Origin of the sequence: Marinomonas fungiae (genome assembly GCF_001418205.1) — a bacterium.
Lineage (GTDB): Bacteria > Pseudomonadota > Gammaproteobacteria > Pseudomonadales > Marinomonadaceae > Marinomonas > Marinomonas fungiae.
This window is the reverse complement of the sequence record NZ_LIQF01000006.1, coordinates 200,752-221,718: the sequence shown is the minus strand read 5'-3', so window position 1 is coordinate 221,718 and position 20,967 is coordinate 200,752. Positions and strand designations below refer to the sequence as shown.

Genomic DNA, 20,967 nt, shown 5'->3' with positions numbered 1-20,967 from the left:
TTCTATCTTGCCCAGTATGCTTGTTCTAAGCTGTCTTCTTGCTCGGGTAGTCCTTTCGAAAGTCTTGGTGAATGTTGGCTTAGTACTTCATAACTGACTCGGTTTGCGTATTTACAAATTTGTGCAAACGAAGAGTAGGATAGGTGCTTGGCAGTGTGCTTGCTACTGTGTGGCAGCTGTTGCAAGTGATAGTAGTTGGCAGCGATGTCATGCAGTAGGGCAGACAGCGCACCATCCCCTGCGCCATTTGTGTTGCAAATGCGTTCTGGACCGCCGAGATAAGGATCAATATGCGAATAGACTTTTATTGGCGCTTCGCAATCTTGTTTATGTTGTGGCCTCGAAAACTCCCATTGGTTAAAGTTGGTAATATCTTGAGACTTGATTGAGTGAGTCGTTGCGCGCTTGTATTGATCATCGCAATAACCGCATAAGTACAATCCTTCCGCGCCAGCTGTAAGGAGTACCATATCGCACCATTCTAGGGTTTTTTCAGCGGCTAACAGCGCTTTCGGTTCTCCTGTTAATGCCTCGGCTTCTTGTTCGTTCATGGCGACGACAGATGCGTATTTCTCGATGATGAGTTGGATTTCATCGCGAAATTCTTCTACCAAGTGTTGTGTGCCTAAGGTAATTATCACTGGTACGTTATATTGTTTAGTAAGCTCTAGACACTTCATAAGTGTTGCTTTGATGGGTTTATCTGCATGACGCAGAGGATAGGCACAGGTGACAAAAGCCGCGGCATTGGCAATCAGCTCTTCGTTTACACTACTTGGCTCAATATCGTCCATGGTATTGGGGGCGATAGCGAAAGTGCGCTCTCCATCCTCTGTAATTAAAGTAATCCCCCGTCCAATGTCTCCAGCAACACCTTGTAAATGATGCATATCGACATTACTGCTTGTATCGCACAGATAATAGTATTCGGGTGAGTTAAGCGTAATCTGGTTTGACATGACCCCTAGAAGCACAGATTTGTCGTCAGCTAAGACAGAGTAGTTGTGTAAGGTGTTGCCAATGGTACCGCCAGCAAAGTGATCCGATATACGGTTTTCAGCAATCAGTTCTTGGTAGATCGCGCTGGCTTGTTCTGGCGTGACTAGGTTTGACAGTCCTTTTCGGATACCATGTTGCGCCAGAAATATGTCATCGACCGTCGCAATCACATCCACAATGGTTTCATCTAGGCCAACAATATAGGTGTCTTGAGTGGGGTGGACTTCTGATTTCGGAAGTCTGTGTTTGCCCTGTGTGGCTGGGAAGTAGTGCTTTATCTTTCTGCGGCCGGGAAATTTCATTTTATTATTCCAGTAATACAATGCCTAGATATTAGCAAAATGCTGATCGATCGGGCAGGATTTATGCTATGAATGAACAATCGTTACTACGCTATAGTCGTCAGTTACTACTTACGAACTTTGACATTGAAGGCCAGATGAACCTATCAGGTAAGCACGCTGTGATTATCGGAGCCGGTGGCTTAGGGAATATTGCGGCGACCTATCTAGTTGGGGCTGGTGTGGGTATTCTGACCTTGATTGATGATGATGAGATCGAGCTAAGTAACCTACCTCGCCAAGTGCTTTACACTGAGCAAGATGTGCACACACCTAAAGTTCTAGCAGCACAAGAGCACTTACAAGCACGTAATTCTGAGGTGCAGCTGTTAGTCCACCAGCTTCGTTTAAATGAAGAGAATATTGAAGCTTGCTTATCTGGTGCAGATGTGATTTTGGATTGTTGCGATAATTTCGCGACGCGTCAAATGGTGCATCGTTGGGCACAGGCTCACAAGATTCCATTGGTTAGTGGTGCGGCAATTCGTTGGGAAGGGCAGTTGGTGGTATTTCGATACGATGAACAGTGCTCGCCTTGCTACGAATGCTTATATCCAGACCTTTCTGATCAGCAACTTAGCTGTAATACCAATGGCATTATTGGGCCTGTAGTAGGGACGATTGGGGTTCAGCAAGCGTTGGTCGCGATCAAGTTGTTGAGTGCTAAAGGTACTGTACGACATGGTGTTCTGCAATTATTTGATGGTCTAAGCGGTGAATGGCGCAGCATGCGTTTGTCTCAAGACCCTGAGTGCCCTTGTTGTGGCGTTTAAAATTCATAGAATACCTCTATTTCCGTAATTAATTTTCTTCGGTGTCTATTTGATAACGGTTTCTTTATCCTATGCCCATAACGAAGCCGTGTTAACCCTCGGCTAGGATATCTAATTTAAGGAGCATTCCAAATGAGCGATGTTAAACACGCTAAATTAATGATCTTGGGCTCAGGCCCTGCAGGCTACACTGCAGCGGTATACGCTGCTCGTGCCAATCTAAAACCAGTGATGATTACTGGCATGCAAATGGGTGGTCAGCTGACGACGACGACAGAAGTAGATAACTGGCCAGGTGATGTGCAAGGCGTTCAAGGTCCAGAATTGATGGAGCGTATGCGTCAGCACGCGGAGCGTTTTGAAACAGAAATCGTATTCGACCACGTCAATAAAGTGGATCTACAAAACCGTCCGTTCCGCTTAGAAGGTGACAGCGGCGTGTACACTTGTGATGCGCTAATCATCGCAACCGGCGCCAGCGCTCAGTACCTAGGCATGGAAAGTGAGCAGAAGTTTATGGGGCAAGGTGTATCCGCCTGTGCGACTTGTGATGGTTTCTTCTACCGTAATCAAGATGTAGCGGTAATCGGTGGTGGTAACACGGCTGTGGAAGAAGCGCTTTACTTAGCTAACATTGCTAAGACTGTGACTGTGATTCACCGTCGCGATAAATTCCGTTCTGAGAAAATTCTTGCGGACAAACTGTTAGATAAAGCTGAGAACGGCAATGTTAAGATCGAATGGCACAGTGAACTAGACGAAGTGCTTGGCGATGACGCAGGGGTAACGGGTGTTCGTATTAAGAATAACCAAACTGGCGAAACCAAAGAATTGGCGGTTGCAGGCTTGTTTGTAGCGATCGGCCACAAGCCAAACACAGATATTTTTGCTGGTCAGCTAGATATGAAGGACGGTTATCTAACGGTTCAGTCTGGTACTCAAGGCAATGCGACGCAAACGAGTGTTGAAGGCGTGTTTGCTGCAGGTGACGTGAGTGATCACATTTATCGTCAAGCGATTACTTCTGCGGGGACTGGCTGTATGGCTGCGTTGGATGCCGAACGCTACCTTGATGGCCTAGAAGGCTAATGTAAATAAACCAAGCCTGTGCCATAAGCGAAAAAGCCGATCCAAATGGATCGGCTGTTTAGATTCAAAGTAATCGTAAGATTACTGAGCGTTGTAAGCTTCTACGCCTTCAACTAGGGCCTTGCGAGCTTCTTCAGCATTCGCCCAGCCTTCAACTTTTACCCACTTACCTTTTTCAAGCTTCTTGTAGTTTTCGAAGAAGTGCTCGATTTGATCACGTAGTAGTTGTGGAATGTCGTTTACGTCTTGGATGTGGCCGTATTCTTTGCTCAGCTTCTCATGCGGTACTGCAACTAGCTTAGCGTCCATACCTGCTTCGTCAGACATGTTTAGTACGCCAACTGGACGGCAGCGAATCACAGAGCCTGGAACCACTGGGTAAGGTGTAATCACTAGCACGTCAACAGGATCGCCGTCGTCTGCTAGGGTGTTGTTAACGTAACCATAGTTAGCTGGATAGAACATAGGCGCCGTCATGAAACGGTCTACCACTAGAGCGTCCATGTCTTTGTCTACTTCGTACTTAACTGGGTTTGCCTCAGCAGGGATTTCGATGATTACGTTGATATCGTTTGGCACATCGCGGCCAGCAGGAATGTCTTTGAAGCTCATTGTTTTATATCCACTTGTGTTAAGTAATGCCGGCAATTATAGAAGTTAGCCCCGTCGGATGCTAGTCATCCCAAAGTCTAAGCAGAAATAATCGTTATAGAAAGCCGAAAAAAGCGAGAATTTTATGCCAAATCTGCGTTAAGTTATTGCTTTCTTTCTAAATTTAGCTAGTCTAAGGGTGTGATCAAAATATAGTCGAGAGGACACTGATGACAAAATCTGAGCTGATAGAAATGCTAATTGACCAGCAGCCTCATCTACCAGTTAAAGATGTTGAGTTGGCGGTTAAGGCAATGCTAGAGCATATGTCCGAAGCGTTAGCAAATGGCGAGCGTATCGAAATCCGCGGTTTTGGTAGTTTCTCTCTACATTATCGTGCGCCTCGCGTGGGCCGAAATCCTAAGACAGGAGAGTCTGTTGAATTAGGGTCTAAATACGTTCCACACTTTAAGCCTGGCAAAGAGTTGCGTGAATTGGTCAACTCTGTCGCAGATACGAAAGAGTTAAGCTAATTTTCTATCGAAATTTTCCCTGCTCCTCGGCATAATAAGTCGATCAACGCAGTATGTGGGTGTTTTATGCTTAAATGGCTGAAGCGAGTGGTGCTACTAGTAGCCTTAGCTTTTTTCTTATTTGTCGGTCTTTTCTTTGCAATTCGCAATGGTCAGGTAATCACCTTAGATCTGGTGCTTTGGCAATCGCCTGAGTTAAGTATCGCTCTATACATGATTATTGCTTTTGCATTAGGCATTGTTTTGGCGCTGGCTTCTTCGAGTGCACTATTGTTCCGATTAGAACGTAATGTTCGCAAGAAAACGAAACAGCTGGTAAGTCTACAGGCTGAAATCGACAACTTACGCAAAGCGTCCCTAACGTCAGAATTGTCGGAGCGGGAGTAGTCCCTTGACCGAGTGGGGCTTATTTGTCGTTCTCTTCGTTGCTTTGTTCATTGGCTGGATGCTAGGTCGACGCCGTACCAAAGAAACCCAAGATCAAGAACTTAAAAAAGTCCCGAATGATTATTTTCGGGGCTTAAATCATCTCCTCAATGGTCAGCAATCAGAGGCCATTGATGCCTTTGTGGATTCCCTCGAGGTCAATTCTGACACCTTTGATATCCACCTAACACTGGGTAATTTGTTTCGCAAGAAAGGCGAAATTCAAAAAGCCATCAACATCCATCAGAGTCTGCTAGCCCGCCCGGATATTTCGCCTCGAGACACTCGTTTAGTGCAACTTGAATTGGCCAGTGATTTTATGTCGGCTGGCTTACTGGATCGAGCTGAGCGACTATTGCTGAATATTGCCGCTCGTAAAACGGAATTTCAGAAAGAAATCTTCACGTTGTTGGTGGACCTATATGAGTTTGAGCAAAGCTGGGAGAAAGCGATCAGTATTGCCCATCAGTTGCAAGCGGATTTCCCGAGTCGCAGGCAAGCCCAGCGTTTGGCGCACTTTTACTGTGAGGTGGCAGAAGAGGCGATTCATAAAGAGCAGTGGACTCAAGCTTTTCAGAAATATAAGTCTGCTATCGAAGTGGATATTGACTGCGTGCGCGCGAGTATTGGCCTAGCTGATATTTTCATTAGTCAAAAACGTTATCGAGATGCAATCAAAGAACTGAAAATGGTCGCTGATCAGGATCATGAGTTCTTGCCAGTTGTTATCTATAAACTGCGTGAATGTTATTTGCAGGTGTGGGGCGGTGGTGGTTACATCAAGTTCCTGCAAGAGCAACTCAAAAAGCATCCTTCCGCTACGTTGATTCGTGCTTTGACAGAACATTATGCGCAAGATGACAAAGAGTTCGCAGAACAGTTTATAATAGAGCAATTACGTGCCCATCCGACGATTAAAGGATTCCAGGAGCTGATTGATATGCAACGCCAGGATTCTGAGGGGCACGACCAAGAAAACTTAAGTGTTTTGTACGAATTAATCGAGCAATTAACTTCTTCTAAGCCTAAGCATCGCTGTCGTCAGTGTGGTTTCTCAGGTCATCAACTACATTGGCAATGTCCAAGTTGTAAGAGTTGGGGTACGGTGAAACCGATTCATGGTTTAGAAGGAGAGTAGACTTTATATTCAGAGGAATTTTCATGACTTGCCAATCTCCAATCGTTGTAGCCTTAGACTACCCAACAATCGAACAAGCTACGGCGATGGCAAAGCGTTTAGACCCAAAATTGTGTCGTGTGAAAGTCGGTAAAGAGCTGTTTACCAAAGCGGGTCCGGCAATTTTGGAAGCGTTGCATAAGCTAGATTTTGATGTCTTCTTAGATCTTAAATTCCACGATATCCCAAACACGGTAGCGAATGCAGTCTCTGTTGCTGCGAAAGAAGGTGTTTGGATGGTGAATGTACACGCCAGCGGTGGCCGCCGTATGATGGAAGCGTCTGCCAATGCCTTGGCCCAGATTCACGATCACAATACTCTGTTGATCGCGGTAACGGTTTTAACCAGTATGGACGAAAGCGATTTGTCTGAAATTGGTATCGACTTATCGCCACGTGATCACGTGATGCGTCTAGCGAAATTAGCGCAATCGTCGGGTATGGATGGTGTGGTATGTTCTGCGCAAGAGTCTGAAATGCTATCAGACACTTTGGGTAAAGATTTTGTCTTGGTCACACCTGGAATTCGCCCCGTAGGTTCTGAGCAAGGTGATCAAAAGCGCATTATGACGCCTAGTGAAGCGATGAAAGCGGGTAGCCATTACTTAGTAATGGGACGTCCTATTACTCAGGCTGCTGATCCTATAGCAGTGTTAACTCAGGTCAATAATGAGTTAGGTGTATTGGCTTAAAGCTTGAGCTGGATAATAGTTATGCTATCCTGAAAACCGATCCTAGAGATCGGTTTTTTATTATCGGCAGGAAGCCGTAACTAAAGCATAAGGAGTATGCCAAATGATATTTTCACTAAAACGCCTGCTAGCGTTATCTCTGTGTATTTTTTCCTTCGCCTGCCTTGCTGCAGAACCGTTAGATTTGAACACGGCGACCGCTGACCAACTTGCTTTGGCGCTGAGTGGTGTTGGCCAAAGTAAAGCGGAGGCCATTGTCGCGTACCGCGACCAAAACGGCCCTTTTATGAATGTGGATGACTTAACGAAAGTAAAGGGAATTGGTCCAGCATTGTTAGATAAGAATCGTATGATTCTGCAGATCAAGCAGCCAAAGTAGTTTAAGTTCAAATATTATGGACCAAAAGAAAGGGTGATCATAGGATCACCCTTTGCTGCGGCAGAGGTCTTCAAATGCTTGATTTTGAGTTAAGTAAATGTTGCCGCTTAGATGAGAGATTAAAGTCGAGCCTTTTAATCGATCCATTACCGGGCCTTTGACTTCTGACAAATGTAAGTGAATGCCAGTGGAATGTAATCGCTCACAAATCATTTCTAAACTTTCCAAGGCGCTGGCGTCGATCATATTAACGGCGGTGCACATTAGAACCACGTCCTTGACTTCCTTGTTCTGGGCAACCAGTTGAGTGATTTTGTCTTCCAAAACTCGGGCGTTGGCAAAGAATAGGCTTTCATCGATGCGAACAGTTAGAACTTCTTTGTTTGTTTCTACTTGAAAGCGCTCCACATTGCGAAAGTGCTCCGTCCCTGCAACGCGACCGACGACAGCAATATGTGGATGGCTGGCATGCCATAGGAATAATAGCAACGACAAGCTCACGCCCGTGATGATGCCAGCTTCTACTCCCGCTAATAGCACAACTGTAAAAGTAGCGATCAATGCACTGGCGTCTTGTTTTGAGTAACGCCACACTTCTAGAAAGCCTTTTACATCAATAAGCTGGACAACTGCCACTACAATCGTTGCGGCCAAAACCGCTTTTGGTAGATAGTAAAATGCCCCAGTTAAAAAGCTCAAAGTGAGTAGAATCAGTAATGCAGTAAATACGCCTGTCATCGGTGTTTTGGCGCCTGCATCAAAGCTCACGACTGATCGAGAGAAGCCACCTGTGACCGGAAAGCCGCCGCTGAATGCGGAGCTTAGGTTAGCAGCACCTAAGCCTACAAGCTCTTGGTTTGGATCAATACTTTGTCTGCGTTTAGCGGCAAAAGACTGTGCTACGGAAACCGATTCTACAAAGCCAACAATGCTGATTAAAATCGCGGCGGGCAGTAAATCCATGATCAGATTGAAATCCATATTTGGTAAAGCTAAAGGAGGAAAGCCACTAGGTACTTCTCCCACCACTTTAACGCCTGTTTGATCTAGCTTCATCATGGCGACGATTAGCGTTGAAATCACCACGACCAGTACGGGCCCTGCTTTCGATGCAAGTTGTGCTTGGTGACTGGACAATCCGAGAGCCATTAGAATGCCCTTAAAATATTTTCGTAGCAGATGAAGGGAAATAATAGCGCCAACACCAATGACTAAGGTTGTGAGGTTGGTGTCCGCTAAGTTGTGCCACATGCTTTCTAGCATCTCGATCAAATTATGACCTGAAGCTTTGACTCCAAGAATGTGTTTTACCTGCCCTAGAGCAATTAAAATGGCCGATGCACTAATGAACCCTGAAATAACTGGGTGACTTAATAAGTTGGCTAAAAAACCCAATTTAAATAAGCCTAATAGTAATAAAAATAGGCCTGACACAGCAGCTAGCAGAATCACAACTGAGAGATATTCGGCTGTGTTCGGTGCGGCAAATTGCAATGCTGCTGTGCCCGTCATCATAGATACTACCGCTACAGGCCCTACGGCTAGTGTTCTACTTGAGCCAAACAGAGCGTAAGCAATCAAGGGTAAAATACTAGCGTACAAACCCACAGCAGGAGGTAATCCTGCTAGCATGGCGTAGGCCAAGCTCTGTGGAATCAGCATGATGGTCACAATAATGCTGGCCATCATGTCGGTTTGCATATCTCCGCGGGTGTATTCCTTTAACCAGACGGTTGCAGGTATATAGCGGTTTAATCGGTTCATAGTCAGCCTTATACCAAGTTAATTGGTGTTTTAAGGTAGCGCGTACCGTTTTCCTCAGCAGGAGGAAGGTCGCCTGCGCGCATGTTGACTTGCACGGACGGCCAAATCAGGCGCGGCATCGCAAGCGTCGCGTCTTTGGAAGTACGCATCTTACAGAAAGCCTCTTCGGTAATGCCTTGATGGATATGAACATTGTTGGCTTTTTGCTCTGCTACAGTAGTTTCCCAAATATACTCTTCTCGTCCTGGTGCTTTATAGTCATGGCACATAAATAGGCGGGTGGGCTCAGGTAAGGCAAAGATCTTTTGAATAGAGCGGTATAATGTTGCGGCATCTCCGCCAGGGAAATCGCAGCGTGCGGTGCCATAATCTGGCATAAATAGAGTGTCGCCTACAAAGGCTGCATCGCCAATCACATAGGTAACACAAGCGGGCGTGTGACCTGGTGTGTGCAGTACTTCAACGCGTTGCTGGCCGAATGTTAGCTCATCCCCTTCATGTACTAAGTGATCGAATTGAGAGCCATCACAAGCAAACTGCGGTTCCACATTAAGCAACTTGCCGAAGGTATTTTGCACCGTTGTAATATTATCACCAATCACAATTTTTCCGCCCAAAGCCTTCTTGAGATAAGGTGCTGCGGAAAGATGGTCTGCATGAACGTGTGTTTCTAAGATCCATTCAACGCTCAGAGCTTCGGATTGCACATAATGGATAACATCGTCGGCAGACTTAGTTGAGGTGTGGCCGGAAGCGTGATCATAGTCCAGAACCGAGTCAATAATGACACAGGATTTTGTGGTTTCATCAGAAACAACGTAAGACACAGTAAAAGTGGCTTCGTCGAAAAAGGCTTTAACGAATGGTTGAGAAGACATGCTGCTACCTCTGTTAAGGTTATAAGGTTATTCTTTTATGCTATATAAATAGTTTTATATTAGCAACTGTGAAGATAGAGCGATTTGTACTAGCTAGTGTGCGCTTTATATTAATTATTTCTAATGTCATATTCTGACTAAGACGTTGCAAAGGAAATTTGTTACCCTTTAAGGCTTATCGCTGGTGAATAGTATAGGGCGTAAAAGTGTCGCAGGAATTTCAAGTCGTTTCGCAGTATCAACCTGCTGGTGATCAGCCGGCAGCCATCAAAAAACTGGTGCAAGGAATTGAAGCTGGTTTAGCCCATCAAACCCTCTTGGGGGTAACCGGATCGGGTAAGACTTTTACCATTGCCAATGTGGTCGCTGAAGTAAAACGCCCAACCATTATCATGGCGCACAATAAAACCTTGGCGGCTCAGTTATATGGCGAATTTAAGGAGTTCTTTCCAAATAATGCGGTGGAATACTTCGTTTCCTATTACGACTATTACCAGCCTGAAGCCTATGTTGCAGCCTCCGATACTTACATTGAGAAAGATGCTTCGGTAAACGAACACATTGAGCAAATGCGATTGTCGGCCACCAAAGCCTTGTTAGAGCGTGAAGATGTCATTATCGTGGCAACGGTGTCGGCGATTTACGGCTTGGGCGACCCTCAGTCCTATTTGAAAATGATGTTGCATCTAGATCGCGGTGATCGCATTGATCAGCGCTCAGTGTTGCGTCGTTTAGCGGAGCTGCAATACACCCGTAACGATATGGTGTTTGAGCGTGGTAATTTCCGTGTACGTGGTGATGTGATTGATATTTTTCCAGCGGACTCTGAGGATGAAGCGATTCGTATCGAATTGTTTGATGATGAAGTAGACAACCTCGCAGTGTTTGATCCGCTGACCAATCGAACTATTCGCAAAGTTCCGCGCGTTACTATTTATCCTAAAACCCACTATGTCACCCCACGCGAAACCATCTTAGAGGCGATAGAAAAGATTAAGAAAGAGCTGGATGTGCGTCTTGAACAGCTTAAATCTTTAAACAAATTAGTGGAATTGCAGCGCCTAGAACAGCGTACCAACTATGACTTAGAAATGATGCAAGAGCTGGGGTATTGCTCTGGTATCGAGAACTACTCACGTTATTTATCTGGTCGACCCGAAGGGTCACCACCGCCAACTTTATTTGATTATTTGCCAGCGAATGCTTTATTGGTCATCGATGAATCCCATGTGACGGTGCCGCAAATTGGCGCCATGTACAAAGGTGACCGTTCCCGTAAAGAAAACCTTGTCGAATACGGTTTTCGCCTGCCTTCAGCGTTAGATAACCGCCCGATGCGTTTTGAAGAATGGGAACAGATTAAACCGCAGACCATTTTTGTTTCCGCAACTCCTGGTAAATACGAAGAGCAACACCAAGATTGGATAGTGGAACAGATCGTTCGACCTACGGGGCTTGTTGACCCTGAGCTAGAGGTGCGTCCAGTCGCGACTCAGGTGGATGACTTGTTATCCGAGATCAATCTGCGTTTACCAAAAGGGGAGCGTATCTTAGTGACAACGCTAACCAAGCGTATGGCAGAAGATTTGACGGATTATCTGCATGAGCACGGTATTCGTGTGCGTTATCTGCATTCAGATATCGATACGGTAGAGCGTGTGGAGATTATCCGTGATTTACGTCTGGGTGAATTTGATGTGTTGGTCGGTATTAACTTGCTGCGAGAGGGTCTCGACATCCCAGAAGTGAGTCTGGTGGCAATTTTGGATGCAGATAAAGAAGGCTTCTTACGCTCTGACCGCTCTCTTATTCAGACCATAGGTCGAGCGGCCCGTAACGTAAATGGTAAAGCGATTCTATATGCAGATCGAATTACTGGCTCCATGCAGCGAGCGATGGATGAAACCATCCGTCGTCGTGCTAAGCAAGAAGCCTTTAACGAAGAACACGGCATCGTGCCAAAAGGCATTACTAAGTCGGTTGAGGATATTCTAGAAGGGGCTTATAACCCAGGCGCAGGCGGGCGCAATAAAGGTAAGCAAACCCGCAAAGTGGCTGAGAAAGTCAAAGATTACCAAATCGAAAATATGGACGATGTGGCTGAAGTGCGAAAAGCCATCGTACAACTTCAAAAAGATATGGCGCTAGCAGCAGAAGACCTGAAGTTTGAGTTAGCCGCGGCTTATCGAGATCAGATCCGTACTTTGCAAAAGAAACTCAAGGACGTCGGCGAGGCTTAGTTGTCTAGAAATTCATCAAGTAAAAACAAACACTTAAATTTTTATTTAAAGTGCTTGAACTGGATTAAGTGCTGCGTATAATAACCAGCACTTTCTAGGTCTATAGCTCAGTTGGTTAGAGCGCATCCTTGACATGGATGAGGTCAGCAGTTCGAATCTGCTTAGACCTACCAGAATTTTAAAGTGTGGTTTTAAATCAAAAATCATGCAACAGAAGCCGAGCCACAAGCTCGGCTTTTCTGTTTTTAACCCTTCATTTTTTTCTGCTCCCGGTTTTAACAATCGAAAGCCTTTGATCCCAGCGTCTCTTTACAAGTGACTTCACCGTCGAACAGGCGGCTTAGAAATGCTCAGTGGTCATCACCACTCAGATAGCTTTGAAATAAGTTCGAGACTTTCTTGATTCGGATTTAGTGAAGTTATGGCTCGATTCTCTTTTAAATGTGCTAGGAGGCCGTAAGGTAGGTGGGGCATGTGGTGATTGAGCTCAGGAACTTTTGCTTTGAAATTCAGAACATTACGACTAAGCTATAAAAAATAATTATAAAATCTTGGTGAGCTAATCTGGATCAATATTTTTATGGGCATCAGATTTCTTAACGGTTTCTAAATAACATGTACGATATTAAACTATCTTTATGATTTGAAGCGTTATGCAGCATTACAGTGCTGGTGTTTCATTTGTCGGTGTTTTCGTGTTTTTTTGTGTTTTTTATGTTGCTCTAAAAGAAAAACTGATTCAAATTAATGGCTTATAAGCATTTTTGTTTCGCTGACAAAGGATGCAATGAAACAGCTTTACCTTATAATGGTTTTAAGGTGCATTAAAAAAGCTAAGGGCGCGAGTTGCATGATGCTCTAGGCGCTCATGAAGGTTTCTAAGGATTGTCTCTATGCTGAAGTTGTCTCTGATACATGTGTTCGCGGTTGCAGTAGCTGGCCTGCTGGGCTTATCTGGTTATTTTTGGCCTGCCTTGTTGGTGTTAGTTTTATCTGGTGCTCTTCTGGTTTTTCTGGCCCGACACCACGCAAGTGACGATCCAGTTTCTCAAAATGAGACATATGAAACGAATGATTTAGTTGATAAAGCAGAAGCCCAAAAATTATTTAATCGCGAATTGATTCCTATCTTAAATGTGTGTAATGCCGATCTAGACAATGTCCTGACCACACAGCAAAGTGCTATTGAGTTACTTAGCTCCTCTTTCGAAGACACTCACCGTTTAATCCGACAGCAAGAAGAGTGTATTCGTTCCTTAATTAACGACAACCATGATGGTTCACGTAGTCACAGTGAAGTGATGCAAAACTTTGCAGATCAGACGGCGAAAACACTGGATCGTTTTATTAACACCACGGTTGAAATGTCTGCCGAGTCGATGGATCTGCTAAGCAAAGTAAACGAAATTCACGAAGAAATGCCGATCGTCACCAAAGCATTAAAAGACATCGATGACATTGCTGAACAGACTAACTTGTTGGCGCTTAATGCTGCAATCGAGGCGGCTCGTGCTGGTGAAGCCGGTCGCGGTTTTGCTGTGGTGGCGGATGAGGTTCGAACGCTCTCTAATCGTTCCGCTGGTTTCAGTGTTGCGATTCAGACGCAACTACAAAAGATTCAATCGCAGGTGGCGGCGTTAACGGCTTCGATGGAAAGTTTAGCGGCTCATGATGTGACCTACATTATGGAGTCTAAGCGAAAAATGCAGCAAGTTCTGGAGCACATCGTCCAGAAAGCTGAAAGCGATTCTAAGGTTACTACAGAATTAGATGAATTAGCCGGTGGTATTGAGAGTGCAATTTTTGCGGCGACTCGTGGATTACAGTTTGATGACATTAACCGCCAAAATATCGAATACACCATTGAAACCTTAAAGTTTATTGCTGAGCATCTGGAAAGTATTAAAACTACCTCTTTTGAGGATCTTGAGCATGTCATGAGAGATAAGCTTGAGCGAATCAAGGCTCACAGCCAAGAGCGTCATAATCCGGTCTCACAACAAGATGTGGGCAGCGGTGATATTGATTTATTTTAAAGATTTTAGGAAAGCATATGTCTCAGTCACCTGTCGTCATTAGTATCCCTGAACGATTCGATTTTAGTACTCATAAATGGTTTACTGAATCCTATGAGCAGGCTTTGTTGAAAAGCAACCAAGTTGTTTTGGATTTTTCTCGCGTAACCTATGTGGATTCTTCTGCATTGGGGATGATGGTTTTGTTGCGTCGTAAAATTAGCGCGTCGGGCGGTAAAGGTTTTGTACGAAACGTTACGGGAACAGCAAAAGATATTTTAGAAATGGCTAATTTCCATACCTTATTCGAGTACGAATAGGCTTAAATTATTATGTCTTTAGAAAATTGCGTTCTCATTCTGGAAGATGATATTAGTACATGCTTGATTGTTTCTAAGTCGCTATCCGCTCAAGGCATTAAAACAATTACTGCAAAGACTATTGCGGAAGCTAAGGCTTTAATTCCTGAGCATGACATTGCGTTGTTTCTTCTGGATGTCCATTTGCCAGACGGTGACTCTACGCAATTAGTGGAAAAACTTCGCGTAAGCCATCCATTAATACCTATTTTGGTGATGACTGGTGATTATGAGCAAAATCGAGTAGCTGAGTTTTTTGATCTAGGTGTTAGGGATTTTATTAATAAGTCTGTGCATCCTATTTTATTGGCCAGTCGTGTGCGAAATTTTATTCGAAACTCAATCACTGAACGTGCCTTATTTGATGCAAACGAAATGTATCAACGCATTGCTCATGAGAAAGAGCAAGAAGAAGAGTTAGCTCATTATGTGTACAACCACATTTTGAAAGTACATACGACTAAAGTGAATGGTCTGAATACCGTCATACGCTCTTCCGGTAAGTTTTGTGGTGACATGTTATTATCAGCCAAAGCCCCAAATGGCAATTTGATTGTTTTATTGGCGGACGCAACTGGGCATGGAATGGCTGCAGCGCTAACGATTTATCCATTGGTGTCTACTTTCGCTGCGATGGTGTCAAAAGGCTTGTCATTGGGAGCCATTCTTAAAGAGCTGAGTGCGAAGCATAGTCAATGTATTCCCCAGAACCGCTTTGTCGCCGCTGTTTTGCTTGAGCTTTCTTTGTCTGATAACACTATTCGCATTTGGAATGGTGGCATGCCCGCGGTTTTGATGTTTGATAATGATGGCAGCCTTCGTAAAGTCACATCGCATCATGTGGCAATTGGTATTCTTCCTGATGACCTTGTTAGCACAAAAATGGAAGTGTTTGAGCTAGATAAGATCAGCAAGATCGCTTTATTTAGCGATGGTCTTATTGAGAATAAAGTGATGGATGGCCGTAGCCTATCATTTGGCGAAACCTACGACATCATTGCCGCTAATTTAGATGATCCAGAAAGCTTGCTATCAATGATGCACAGCTATGAGAACTTTACCAACGATTTGAATGATCACGATGATATGACGTTGGCTGTTCTAGACTTAGCTTTGTTAAGGGAAGAACTTAAACAAGTTGAAGCGTTATCTAAGCCGCTACCTGGTTCTTTTAGTTTTGAATTTGAATTAACGGGTAACGCATTAAATAATGAAAAGTTTGCCTACAATATTGCTGAGTTGCTAGGCACTTATGGGTTCCATAAGGATTTTTGTCAAAAAACATTTACAGTTTTGACAGAGTTATTTGTCAATGCTGTTGACCATGGGATTTTTCATATTCCATCGAAATTAAAAGAAGAAGATTTTATTGCCTATCTCTCCATAAGAGAAGAGAAGCAAGCAACTATCGCGGCGACAGATAAAGTCACAGTGAAGCTTGCTTGGGATGAGACATCTCAAAAGCTCACCGTGAAATTGAGCGATAGTGGCTCTGGTTATGCCATAGAAAAATTAAAAGATTTGGGTAATGACGTAGCTTATGGCAGGGGGTTAAAGTTAATTACTTCTCTTTGTCATACATTCAGTTATGATCAAAACACAAATACGACCCACGTTACTTTAGATTATTAGAGGACTTTATGAGCAAGAAGCTGCTTATCGTTGATGATTCACCATCTGTACGTCAAATGGTTGAAATGACCTTAAAAGGGGCTGGGTACACTGTTAAAGCCGCTAAAGATGGCCAAGAAGCATTGAATTTTTGTAAGACGGAACGCTACGACTTCGTATTAACGGATCAGAATATGCCGAACATGGATGGCATTACTTTAATTAAATCTCTACGTGCTATGCCTGCTTATGCTCGTACGCCTCTTATCGTACTGACCACTGAAGCAAGCGATATGATGAAGCAAAAAGGCAAGGCGGCAGGCGCAACTGGCTGGATGGTAAAACCATTTGATCCTAAAAAACTGCTAGAAGTGGTATCGAAAGTATTGCGCTAACGATGAAAGCCAACGTAGGTCTTTTCGGAGAGTTTGATGGATAACTTAAGTCAGTTCAATGAAGCCTTTTTTGATGAGGCACAAGAGCACTTAGAGACAATGGAAACCATGTTGTTGGACTATGACGTGGTTGAGCCTGATATTGAGGTGCTTAACAGTGTCTTCCGCGCTGCCCACTCTATTAAGGGGGGCAGTGCCATCTTTGGCTTTAATGCGATGACTGGCTTAACACATGTGATGGAAAACATGTTGGACCGTGCTCGTAATGAAGAGCTCGAGTTAACCAATGAGTTGATCACGGTGTTACTTGAAACGGTTGATGTGCTGAAAGATATCCTTCATAGCTACCGTAATGACGAAGAGATTGACTGGGACATCATAGAGTCGAGTAAGGCCCGCTTAGAAACAGAATTGGCACAAGCCATGGCTCAGCAGGGTTCTGCGACCGATGCTTCAGCAGCTAACACTACCGCCAATGATGAAGATGAAGGCTTTGGCTTTTTCGAAGAATCTGAAACGACTGAGGTTTTAGAAGACGAAGGTTTTGGCTTCTTTGATGATGAGGCTGGCTCACCATCGAACTCGGATGATGAACAAGGCTTTGGCTTTTTTGATGAAGATATGGCGGAAAGTGGTGAAGAAGACCAAGGTTTTGGCTTTTTCGACGATGCGCCAGGTACGGTTGCTGCCGATGAGAAAACAACCTCAGAGGAAATTGAAGGCTTCGGTTTTTTTGAAAGTGTAGAGATATCGGATAGTGATGAGGCGGCTCAAAGTCAGCCTCAAGCCCCTGATATTGGTGTGCCTGATGTTAAGCGAACCCAAGAGGGTGAAGGATATGGTTTCTTTGATGAGGCGATGAAGGCTCGTCAGGAACAAGACAAAATCGATGATGCTAAAGGCTATGGGATTTATCCGAAGGATGAAAAAGCTTCGACAGAAGAGTTAAGTACAGCGACAAAAAGTCGAGCAAAACCGGTAAAAGCATCGACTAATGAGACTAAAAATGTCGAAGCGACCAGTATTCGAGTGGAAACCGTTAAGATTGATAAACTGGTTAACTTAGTTGGTGAGCTTGTTATTACGCAATCGATGTTGAATTTGATTGGTAATGAAGTTCAAGAAAGTGTTGCCGAAAAAATGATGGGCGCTTTAGCTGAGCTTGAACGCAACACTCGTGAGATACAAGAAGCGGTAATGTCGGTTCGAATGCTACCGATTTCATTTGTTTTTAACCGTTTTCCGCGCCTTGTTCGGGATTTGTCTACTAAGATGGGTAAACAAATTGAATTGGTCATCGAAGGCGCGAACACCGAAATAGATAAGAACTTAGTGGAGAAAATTTCCGATCCACTTACTCACTTGATTCGCAACAGTGTTGATCATGGGATCGAAACCGCGGAAGTCCGCAAAGCCTCTGGCAAAGTCGAGAAAGGTACTGTGCGCCTATCGGCGATGCAAAAAGGTGGCGAGATTGTGATCTCTATCCTAGACGATGGCGCAGGTTTAAACCGTGAGCGTATTGTTGCTAAAGCCGAAGAAAAGGGCATTGAATTACCTTCTCCACTAACAGATGACGCCGTGTGGCAACTTATTTTTGCACCAGGGTTTTCAACCGCCGCAGAAGTGACGGATATTTCGGGCCGTGGAGTAGGGATGGATGTGGTACGTCGAAATATTGAATCTCTGGGGGGGCGTGTTGAGATCAACTCGTCACCCGGCATAGGTACTGAGTTTGTGATCAGTTTACCGCTGACGCTCGCGATTCTTGATGGCATGTGTGTTGAAGCCGAAGATCAAATTTTCGTCGTACCTTTGGTGAATATTATTGAAAGTATTCAACCAATGGCTGAGCAAATTCGAGTGATCAAAGGCAGCAAAATACTATGGGCACGTGATGAATATTGGCCCTTAGTTGATATTGGTCGGGTGCTTGGCGGTCGTGATGACAGTATTGATAACTTTGATTTGTCCGAGTACATCATTGTGCTTGTAGAAACTTCAAAGAGCCGCTTTGGGTTAGTGGTAGATACACTTGTTGGTCAGCAACAAGTCGTTATTAAAAGTTTGGAACGTCATTATCGCCGTGTCGATGGTGTGGCTGGAGCGACTATTATGGGGGATGGCGGTGTTGCGCTGATTCTTGATGTCGATTCATTGACGCAGTTTATTAGTTCAGATTTAGGAGGCCCATCTTATGCCGTCAGAGCAGCAGGGTAATGTTTCAATTATGCCAACGAGAGAGTTTTTGACCTTTGTTTTAGGCGATGAAACCTATGCACTGGACATTATGACTGTGAAAGAGATTCGCGGTTATGAAGCCACAACTAAAATAGCAAATGCCCCAAGTTTTATTAAAGGGGTGATTAATTTGCGTGGCGATATTGTCCCAATTATCGATTTGCGAATTAAATTCGGTATTGGCGAGCCGACGTATAATGAATGGACCATCGTGATCATGTTAAACATCCATGATCGAATCGTCGGCATCGTGGTTGATGGTGTGTCCGATGTGATGAATCTAGAAGATGAAGAGATCCGACCCGCGCCAGAATTTGGTGTAGCTTTTGACAGCCAGTACCTCCATGGATTAGCTGCGTTAGAAGATAGCATGGTGATTATTGTCGATATTGAAGCACTGATCTCTAGTGATGAATTAGGTATTTTCGAGCCTGCTTGATTGACAGCAGTGTTGCCATTAGATGAACCAACTTAGGTAGGAAGGCTAAATATTATGTTTAAAGGCTTATTTGCTAAACCGTTAGAAGCTGGTCAGGTAATTGTTTCTCAAGATGAGTTGACAAATCTACGTGGCCAACTTGAAGCTCTGTCTAAATCACAAGCTGTCATTGAGTTTGATCTAAAGGGAACGATCCTATATGCCAATGATAACTTCTTAAATGCATTGGGTTATTCGCTTGATGAAGTAGTAGGAAAGCATCACTCCTTGTTTATTGACGATGCTTCTCGTAATAGCAACGAATACCGTGCTTTTTGGGCTAACTTGGCTGCGGGTCAATTCCAAGCGGGTGAGTTCTGTCGTATTACCAAACAAGGTAAGCGTATTTGGATTGAAGCAAGCTATAACCCAATCTTTGATGAAAATGGCAAACCTTTTAAAGTAGTGAAGTTTGCATCGGACATTACTGAAAAGAAAAATCAAGCGGCTGACTATGCGAGTCAGTTGGAGGCTATTTCAAATGCCCAAGCTGTGATTTCATTTAATTTAGAGGGTGTTATTTATGAAGCCAATAATAACTTTCTAAATGCATTGGGCTATACCGCCGAAGAGGTGCGTGGAAAACATCACAGTATGTTTGTCGATGCAAACTTTCGTCAGTCCGAAGAGTACCGAGAGTTCTGGCGAAAACTGAACGCTGGTGAACATTTTGTTGGCCGTTTTCCTCGAGTACGTAAAGACGGCAAGGTGATTTGGATTCAAGCCAATTACAGCCCTATTCGAGATGCGTTAGGTAATATTTACAAAGTTGTAAAATACGCGACGGATATTACCTCGCAAGTAGAAGCAGAGCAGCAATTACAAAGTGCAGTGGAACAGGTGAATGAGGCGATTGAAGCCGCTACTTCAAATGATCTCACTCAACGTGTTCCTCTCGAGGGTAAGTCAGGGTCGCTGTTAAGTTTATGCCAAGGTGTGAATGCTTTACTTGTCACTATGACTGATGTGATTACTCAGATTAAAAGTGCTTCTGACGCAGTTTATTTGGGTGCTCGTGAGATCTCAAATGGTAACACAGACCTCTCGCGTCGAACCGAACAGCAGGCCGCGAATCTTGAAGAAACCGCTTCTAGTATGGAGCAGCTAACCAGTACTGTTCGACAAAACTCTAACAATGCTCAGCAAGGGTCGGCTTTAGCTTCGAATGCGGTATCGGTTGCCACCGATGGCGGAGAATTGATTGATCAAGTCGTCGCAACGATGGCCTCGATTAATGAATCGTCGCAAAAAATTTCAGACATCATTGGTATGATCGATGGCATTGCTTTCCAAACCAATATATTGGCGCTAAATGCTGCGGTAGAGGCGGCACGTGCTGGCGAGCAAGGTCGTGGTTTTGCAGTAGTAGCCTCCGAGGTTCGGACATTGGCGCAAAGATCTGCGAATGCTGCCAAAGATATTAAAGGATTGATTTCTGAATCAGGCTCTAAAATTGCGGTAGGCAATGAGTTAGTGAATAAGTCTGGCGATACCATGAAAGAGATTGTTGGCGCCATTAAGAAAGTTAGCAGCATCATGAATGATATTTCGTCTGCCTCTTCTGAACAGTCTTCGGGATTGGATGAAATTGGCAAGGCTGTGACTCAAATGGACGAAATGACGCAACAGAATGCTGCCTTGGTGGAAGAGGCGGCAGCGGCTTCGGAAAGTCTTTTAAATCAAGCGGACCAACTTGCAACGAATATGAGTCAGTTTGTGATTGATGAGAGCCATACCGCTTCATCATTTAGCTCTAGAGCGGCTTTAACGGCTCCTAAACGAGCAGTCCCTGCTTCAAAACCAGCCTTGAAAAAACGGGAAGTTGTGGAGAAACCTTTAACTAAGCCAAAGGCAGAGGCGCAAAAAATACCTGCGCCGAGCAAGCCTTTGCCGAAGCCAACTGTTCAGGATGATGATGGCTGGGAAGAATTTTAAGGAAGAGATTTAAGGTTATTAATCGTTGAATAGCTGTCCTTAACGGGCTTG

At 44.3% G+C, this 20,967-nt stretch carries 18 protein-coding genes, 1 tRNA gene and 1 pseudogene; 16 read left to right on the top strand and 4 right to left on the bottom strand.

Annotated features, from left to right (window positions below; translation table 11 throughout):
• Window positions 1-2 precede the first annotated feature (2 nt).
• A complete protein-coding gene (locus tag ASC49_RS11160) occupies window positions 3-1,301 on the bottom strand; it encodes an inosine/guanosine kinase (protein WP_055463317.1) in 1,299 nt (432 codons plus the stop codon).
• Window positions 1,302-1,369: 68 nt separating this feature from the next.
• Here ASC49_RS11160 and ASC49_RS11155 point away from each other — a divergent pair, with 68 nt between their 5' ends.
• Window positions 1,370-2,113 carry a HesA/MoeB/ThiF family protein gene (locus ASC49_RS11155; RefSeq protein ID WP_055463316.1) on the top strand — a complete coding sequence of 248 codons (744 nt, stop codon included), beginning with the start codon at window positions 1,370-1,372 and terminating at the stop codon, window positions 2,111-2,113.
• Window positions 2,114-2,245: 132 nt separating this feature from the next.
• Complete coding sequence (gene trxB / locus ASC49_RS11150; RefSeq protein ID WP_055463315.1) at window positions 2,246-3,202, top strand: thioredoxin-disulfide reductase; 957 nt, start codon at window positions 2,246-2,248, stop codon at window positions 3,200-3,202.
• Between the two features lie 81 nt (window positions 3,203-3,283).
• On the opposite strand, the gene ppa is transcribed toward trxB, so the two are convergent.
• Window positions 3,284-3,814 carry an inorganic diphosphatase gene (gene ppa / locus ASC49_RS11145; protein ID WP_055463314.1) on the bottom strand — a complete coding sequence of 177 codons (531 nt, stop codon included), beginning with the start codon at window positions 3,812-3,814 and terminating at the stop codon, window positions 3,284-3,286.
• 209 nt (window positions 3,815-4,023) lie between these two features.
• Here ppa and ihfB point away from each other — a divergent pair, with 209 nt between their 5' ends.
• The 5 genes from ihfB to ASC49_RS11120 all read left to right on the top strand — a co-directional run bounded on the left by ihfB (window position 4,024) and on the right by ASC49_RS11120 (window position 7,000).
• Window positions 4,024-4,326, top strand: coding sequence for an integration host factor subunit beta (gene ihfB, locus ASC49_RS11140; protein WP_055463313.1), 303 nt, complete (start codon window positions 4,024-4,026; stop codon window positions 4,324-4,326).
• A gap of 66 nt (window positions 4,327-4,392) precedes the next feature.
• The gene (locus ASC49_RS11135; protein WP_055463312.1) at window positions 4,393-4,713 is read left to right on the top strand and encodes a lipopolysaccharide assembly protein LapA domain-containing protein; all 321 of its coding nucleotides are present in this window, start codon (window positions 4,393-4,395) and stop codon (window positions 4,711-4,713) included.
• Window positions 4,714-4,717: 4 nt separating this feature from the next.
• On the top strand, window positions 4,718-5,890 hold the full coding sequence (lapB, locus tag ASC49_RS11130; RefSeq protein ID WP_055463311.1) for a lipopolysaccharide assembly protein LapB: 1,173 nt from the start codon (window positions 4,718-4,720) through the stop codon (window positions 5,888-5,890).
• A 23-nt stretch (window positions 5,891-5,913) separates the two neighbouring features.
• On the top strand, window positions 5,914-6,621 hold the full coding sequence (gene pyrF / locus ASC49_RS11125; protein ID WP_055463310.1) for an orotidine-5'-phosphate decarboxylase: 708 nt from the start codon (window positions 5,914-5,916) through the stop codon (window positions 6,619-6,621).
• 103 nt (window positions 6,622-6,724) lie between these two features.
• Entirely contained in the window at window positions 6,725-7,000 is a 276-nt protein-coding gene (locus tag ASC49_RS11120) for a ComEA family DNA-binding protein (RefSeq protein WP_055463309.1), read from the top strand.
• Between the two features lie 45 nt (window positions 7,001-7,045).
• On the opposite strand, the gene ASC49_RS11115 is transcribed toward ASC49_RS11120, so the two are convergent.
• Entirely contained in the window at window positions 7,046-8,764 is a 1,719-nt protein-coding gene (locus ASC49_RS11115) for a SulP family inorganic anion transporter (RefSeq protein WP_055463308.1), read from the bottom strand.
• A gap of 8 nt (window positions 8,765-8,772) precedes the next feature.
• A complete protein-coding gene (locus tag ASC49_RS11110; RefSeq protein ID WP_055463307.1) occupies window positions 8,773-9,642 on the bottom strand; it encodes an MBL fold metallo-hydrolase in 870 nt (289 codons plus the stop codon).
• Between the two features lie 206 nt (window positions 9,643-9,848).
• Here ASC49_RS11110 and uvrB point away from each other — a divergent pair, with 206 nt between their 5' ends.
• The 9 genes and pseudogenes from uvrB (at window position 9,849) to ASC49_RS11065 (ending at window position 20,916) form a co-directional block, all read left to right on the top strand.
• The gene (uvrB, locus tag ASC49_RS11105) at window positions 9,849-11,882 is read left to right on the top strand and encodes an excinuclease ABC subunit UvrB (RefSeq protein WP_055463306.1); all 2,034 of its coding nucleotides are present in this window, start codon (window positions 9,849-9,851) and stop codon (window positions 11,880-11,882) included.
• A gap of 96 nt (window positions 11,883-11,978) precedes the next feature.
• Window positions 11,979-12,055, top strand: a tRNA-Val gene (locus tag ASC49_RS11100).
• Between the two features lie 1,266 nt (window positions 12,056-13,321).
• Window positions 13,322-13,918: pseudogene (locus tag ASC49_RS20315) on the top strand (methyl-accepting chemotaxis protein); the annotation flags it as partial.
• 17 nt (window positions 13,919-13,935) lie between these two features.
• Complete coding sequence (locus ASC49_RS11090) at window positions 13,936-14,217, top strand: STAS domain-containing protein (RefSeq protein WP_055463304.1); 282 nt, start codon at window positions 13,936-13,938, stop codon at window positions 14,215-14,217.
• Between the two features lie 12 nt (window positions 14,218-14,229).
• Window positions 14,230-15,888, top strand: coding sequence for a fused response regulator/phosphatase (locus ASC49_RS11085; RefSeq protein ID WP_055463303.1), 1,659 nt, complete (start codon window positions 14,230-14,232; stop codon window positions 15,886-15,888).
• Between the two features lie 8 nt (window positions 15,889-15,896).
• Window positions 15,897-16,262, top strand: coding sequence for a response regulator (locus ASC49_RS11080; protein WP_055463302.1), 366 nt, complete (start codon window positions 15,897-15,899; stop codon window positions 16,260-16,262).
• A gap of 36 nt (window positions 16,263-16,298) precedes the next feature.
• Window positions 16,299-18,482 carry a chemotaxis protein CheA gene (locus tag ASC49_RS11075; protein WP_055463301.1) on the top strand — a complete coding sequence of 728 codons (2,184 nt, stop codon included), beginning with the start codon at window positions 16,299-16,301 and terminating at the stop codon, window positions 18,480-18,482.
• Window positions 18,460-18,942: a chemotaxis protein CheW gene (locus tag ASC49_RS11070; protein ID WP_055463300.1), complete on the top strand. Its 483-nt coding sequence runs from the start codon at window positions 18,460-18,462 to the stop codon at window positions 18,940-18,942. Before ASC49_RS11075 ends, ASC49_RS11070 begins: the two co-directional genes overlap by 23 nt.
• Before the next feature lie 54 nt (window positions 18,943-18,996).
• Window positions 18,997-20,916, top strand: coding sequence for a methyl-accepting chemotaxis protein (locus ASC49_RS11065; RefSeq protein ID WP_055463299.1), 1,920 nt, complete (start codon window positions 18,997-18,999; stop codon window positions 20,914-20,916).
• The last annotated feature ends 51 nt before the right edge of the window (window positions 20,917-20,967 follow it).

What these genes read in the sequence shown, in the direction of transcription:
- ASC49_RS11160 (WP_055463317.1), bottom strand. Translation starts at nt 1,301, where the DNA reads ATGAAATTTCCCGGCCGCAGAAAGATAAAGCACTACTTCCCAGCCACA.
- ASC49_RS11155 (WP_055463316.1), top strand. Translation starts at nt 1,370, where the DNA reads ATGAATGAACAATCGTTACTACGCTATAGTCGTCAGTTACTACTTACG.
- trxB (WP_055463315.1), top strand. Translation starts at nt 2,246, where the DNA reads ATGAGCGATGTTAAACACGCTAAATTAATGATCTTGGGCTCAGGCCCT.
- ppa (WP_055463314.1), bottom strand. Translation starts at nt 3,814, where the DNA reads ATGAGCTTCAAAGACATTCCTGCTGGCCGCGATGTGCCAAACGATATC.
- ihfB (WP_055463313.1), top strand. Translation starts at nt 4,024, where the DNA reads ATGACAAAATCTGAGCTGATAGAAATGCTAATTGACCAGCAGCCTCAT.
- ASC49_RS11135 (WP_055463312.1), top strand. Translation starts at nt 4,393, where the DNA reads ATGCTTAAATGGCTGAAGCGAGTGGTGCTACTAGTAGCCTTAGCTTTT.
- pyrF (WP_055463310.1), top strand. Translation starts at nt 5,914, where the DNA reads ATGACTTGCCAATCTCCAATCGTTGTAGCCTTAGACTACCCAACAATC.
- ASC49_RS11120 (WP_055463309.1), top strand. Translation starts at nt 6,725, where the DNA reads ATGATATTTTCACTAAAACGCCTGCTAGCGTTATCTCTGTGTATTTTT.
- ASC49_RS11115 (WP_055463308.1), bottom strand. Translation starts at nt 8,764, where the DNA reads ATGAACCGATTAAACCGCTATATACCTGCAACCGTCTGGTTAAAGGAA.
- ASC49_RS11110 (WP_055463307.1), bottom strand. Translation starts at nt 9,642, where the DNA reads ATGTCTTCTCAACCATTCGTTAAAGCCTTTTTCGACGAAGCCACTTTT.
- ASC49_RS11090 (WP_055463304.1), top strand. Translation starts at nt 13,936, where the DNA reads ATGTCTCAGTCACCTGTCGTCATTAGTATCCCTGAACGATTCGATTTT.
- ASC49_RS11085 (WP_055463303.1), top strand. Translation starts at nt 14,230, where the DNA reads ATGTCTTTAGAAAATTGCGTTCTCATTCTGGAAGATGATATTAGTACA.
- ASC49_RS11080 (WP_055463302.1), top strand. Translation starts at nt 15,897, where the DNA reads ATGAGCAAGAAGCTGCTTATCGTTGATGATTCACCATCTGTACGTCAA.
- ASC49_RS11075 (WP_055463301.1), top strand. Translation starts at nt 16,299, where the DNA reads ATGGATAACTTAAGTCAGTTCAATGAAGCCTTTTTTGATGAGGCACAA.
- ASC49_RS11070 (WP_055463300.1), top strand. Translation starts at nt 18,460, where the DNA reads ATGCCGTCAGAGCAGCAGGGTAATGTTTCAATTATGCCAACGAGAGAG.
- ASC49_RS11065 (WP_055463299.1), top strand. Translation starts at nt 18,997, where the DNA reads ATGTTTAAAGGCTTATTTGCTAAACCGTTAGAAGCTGGTCAGGTAATT.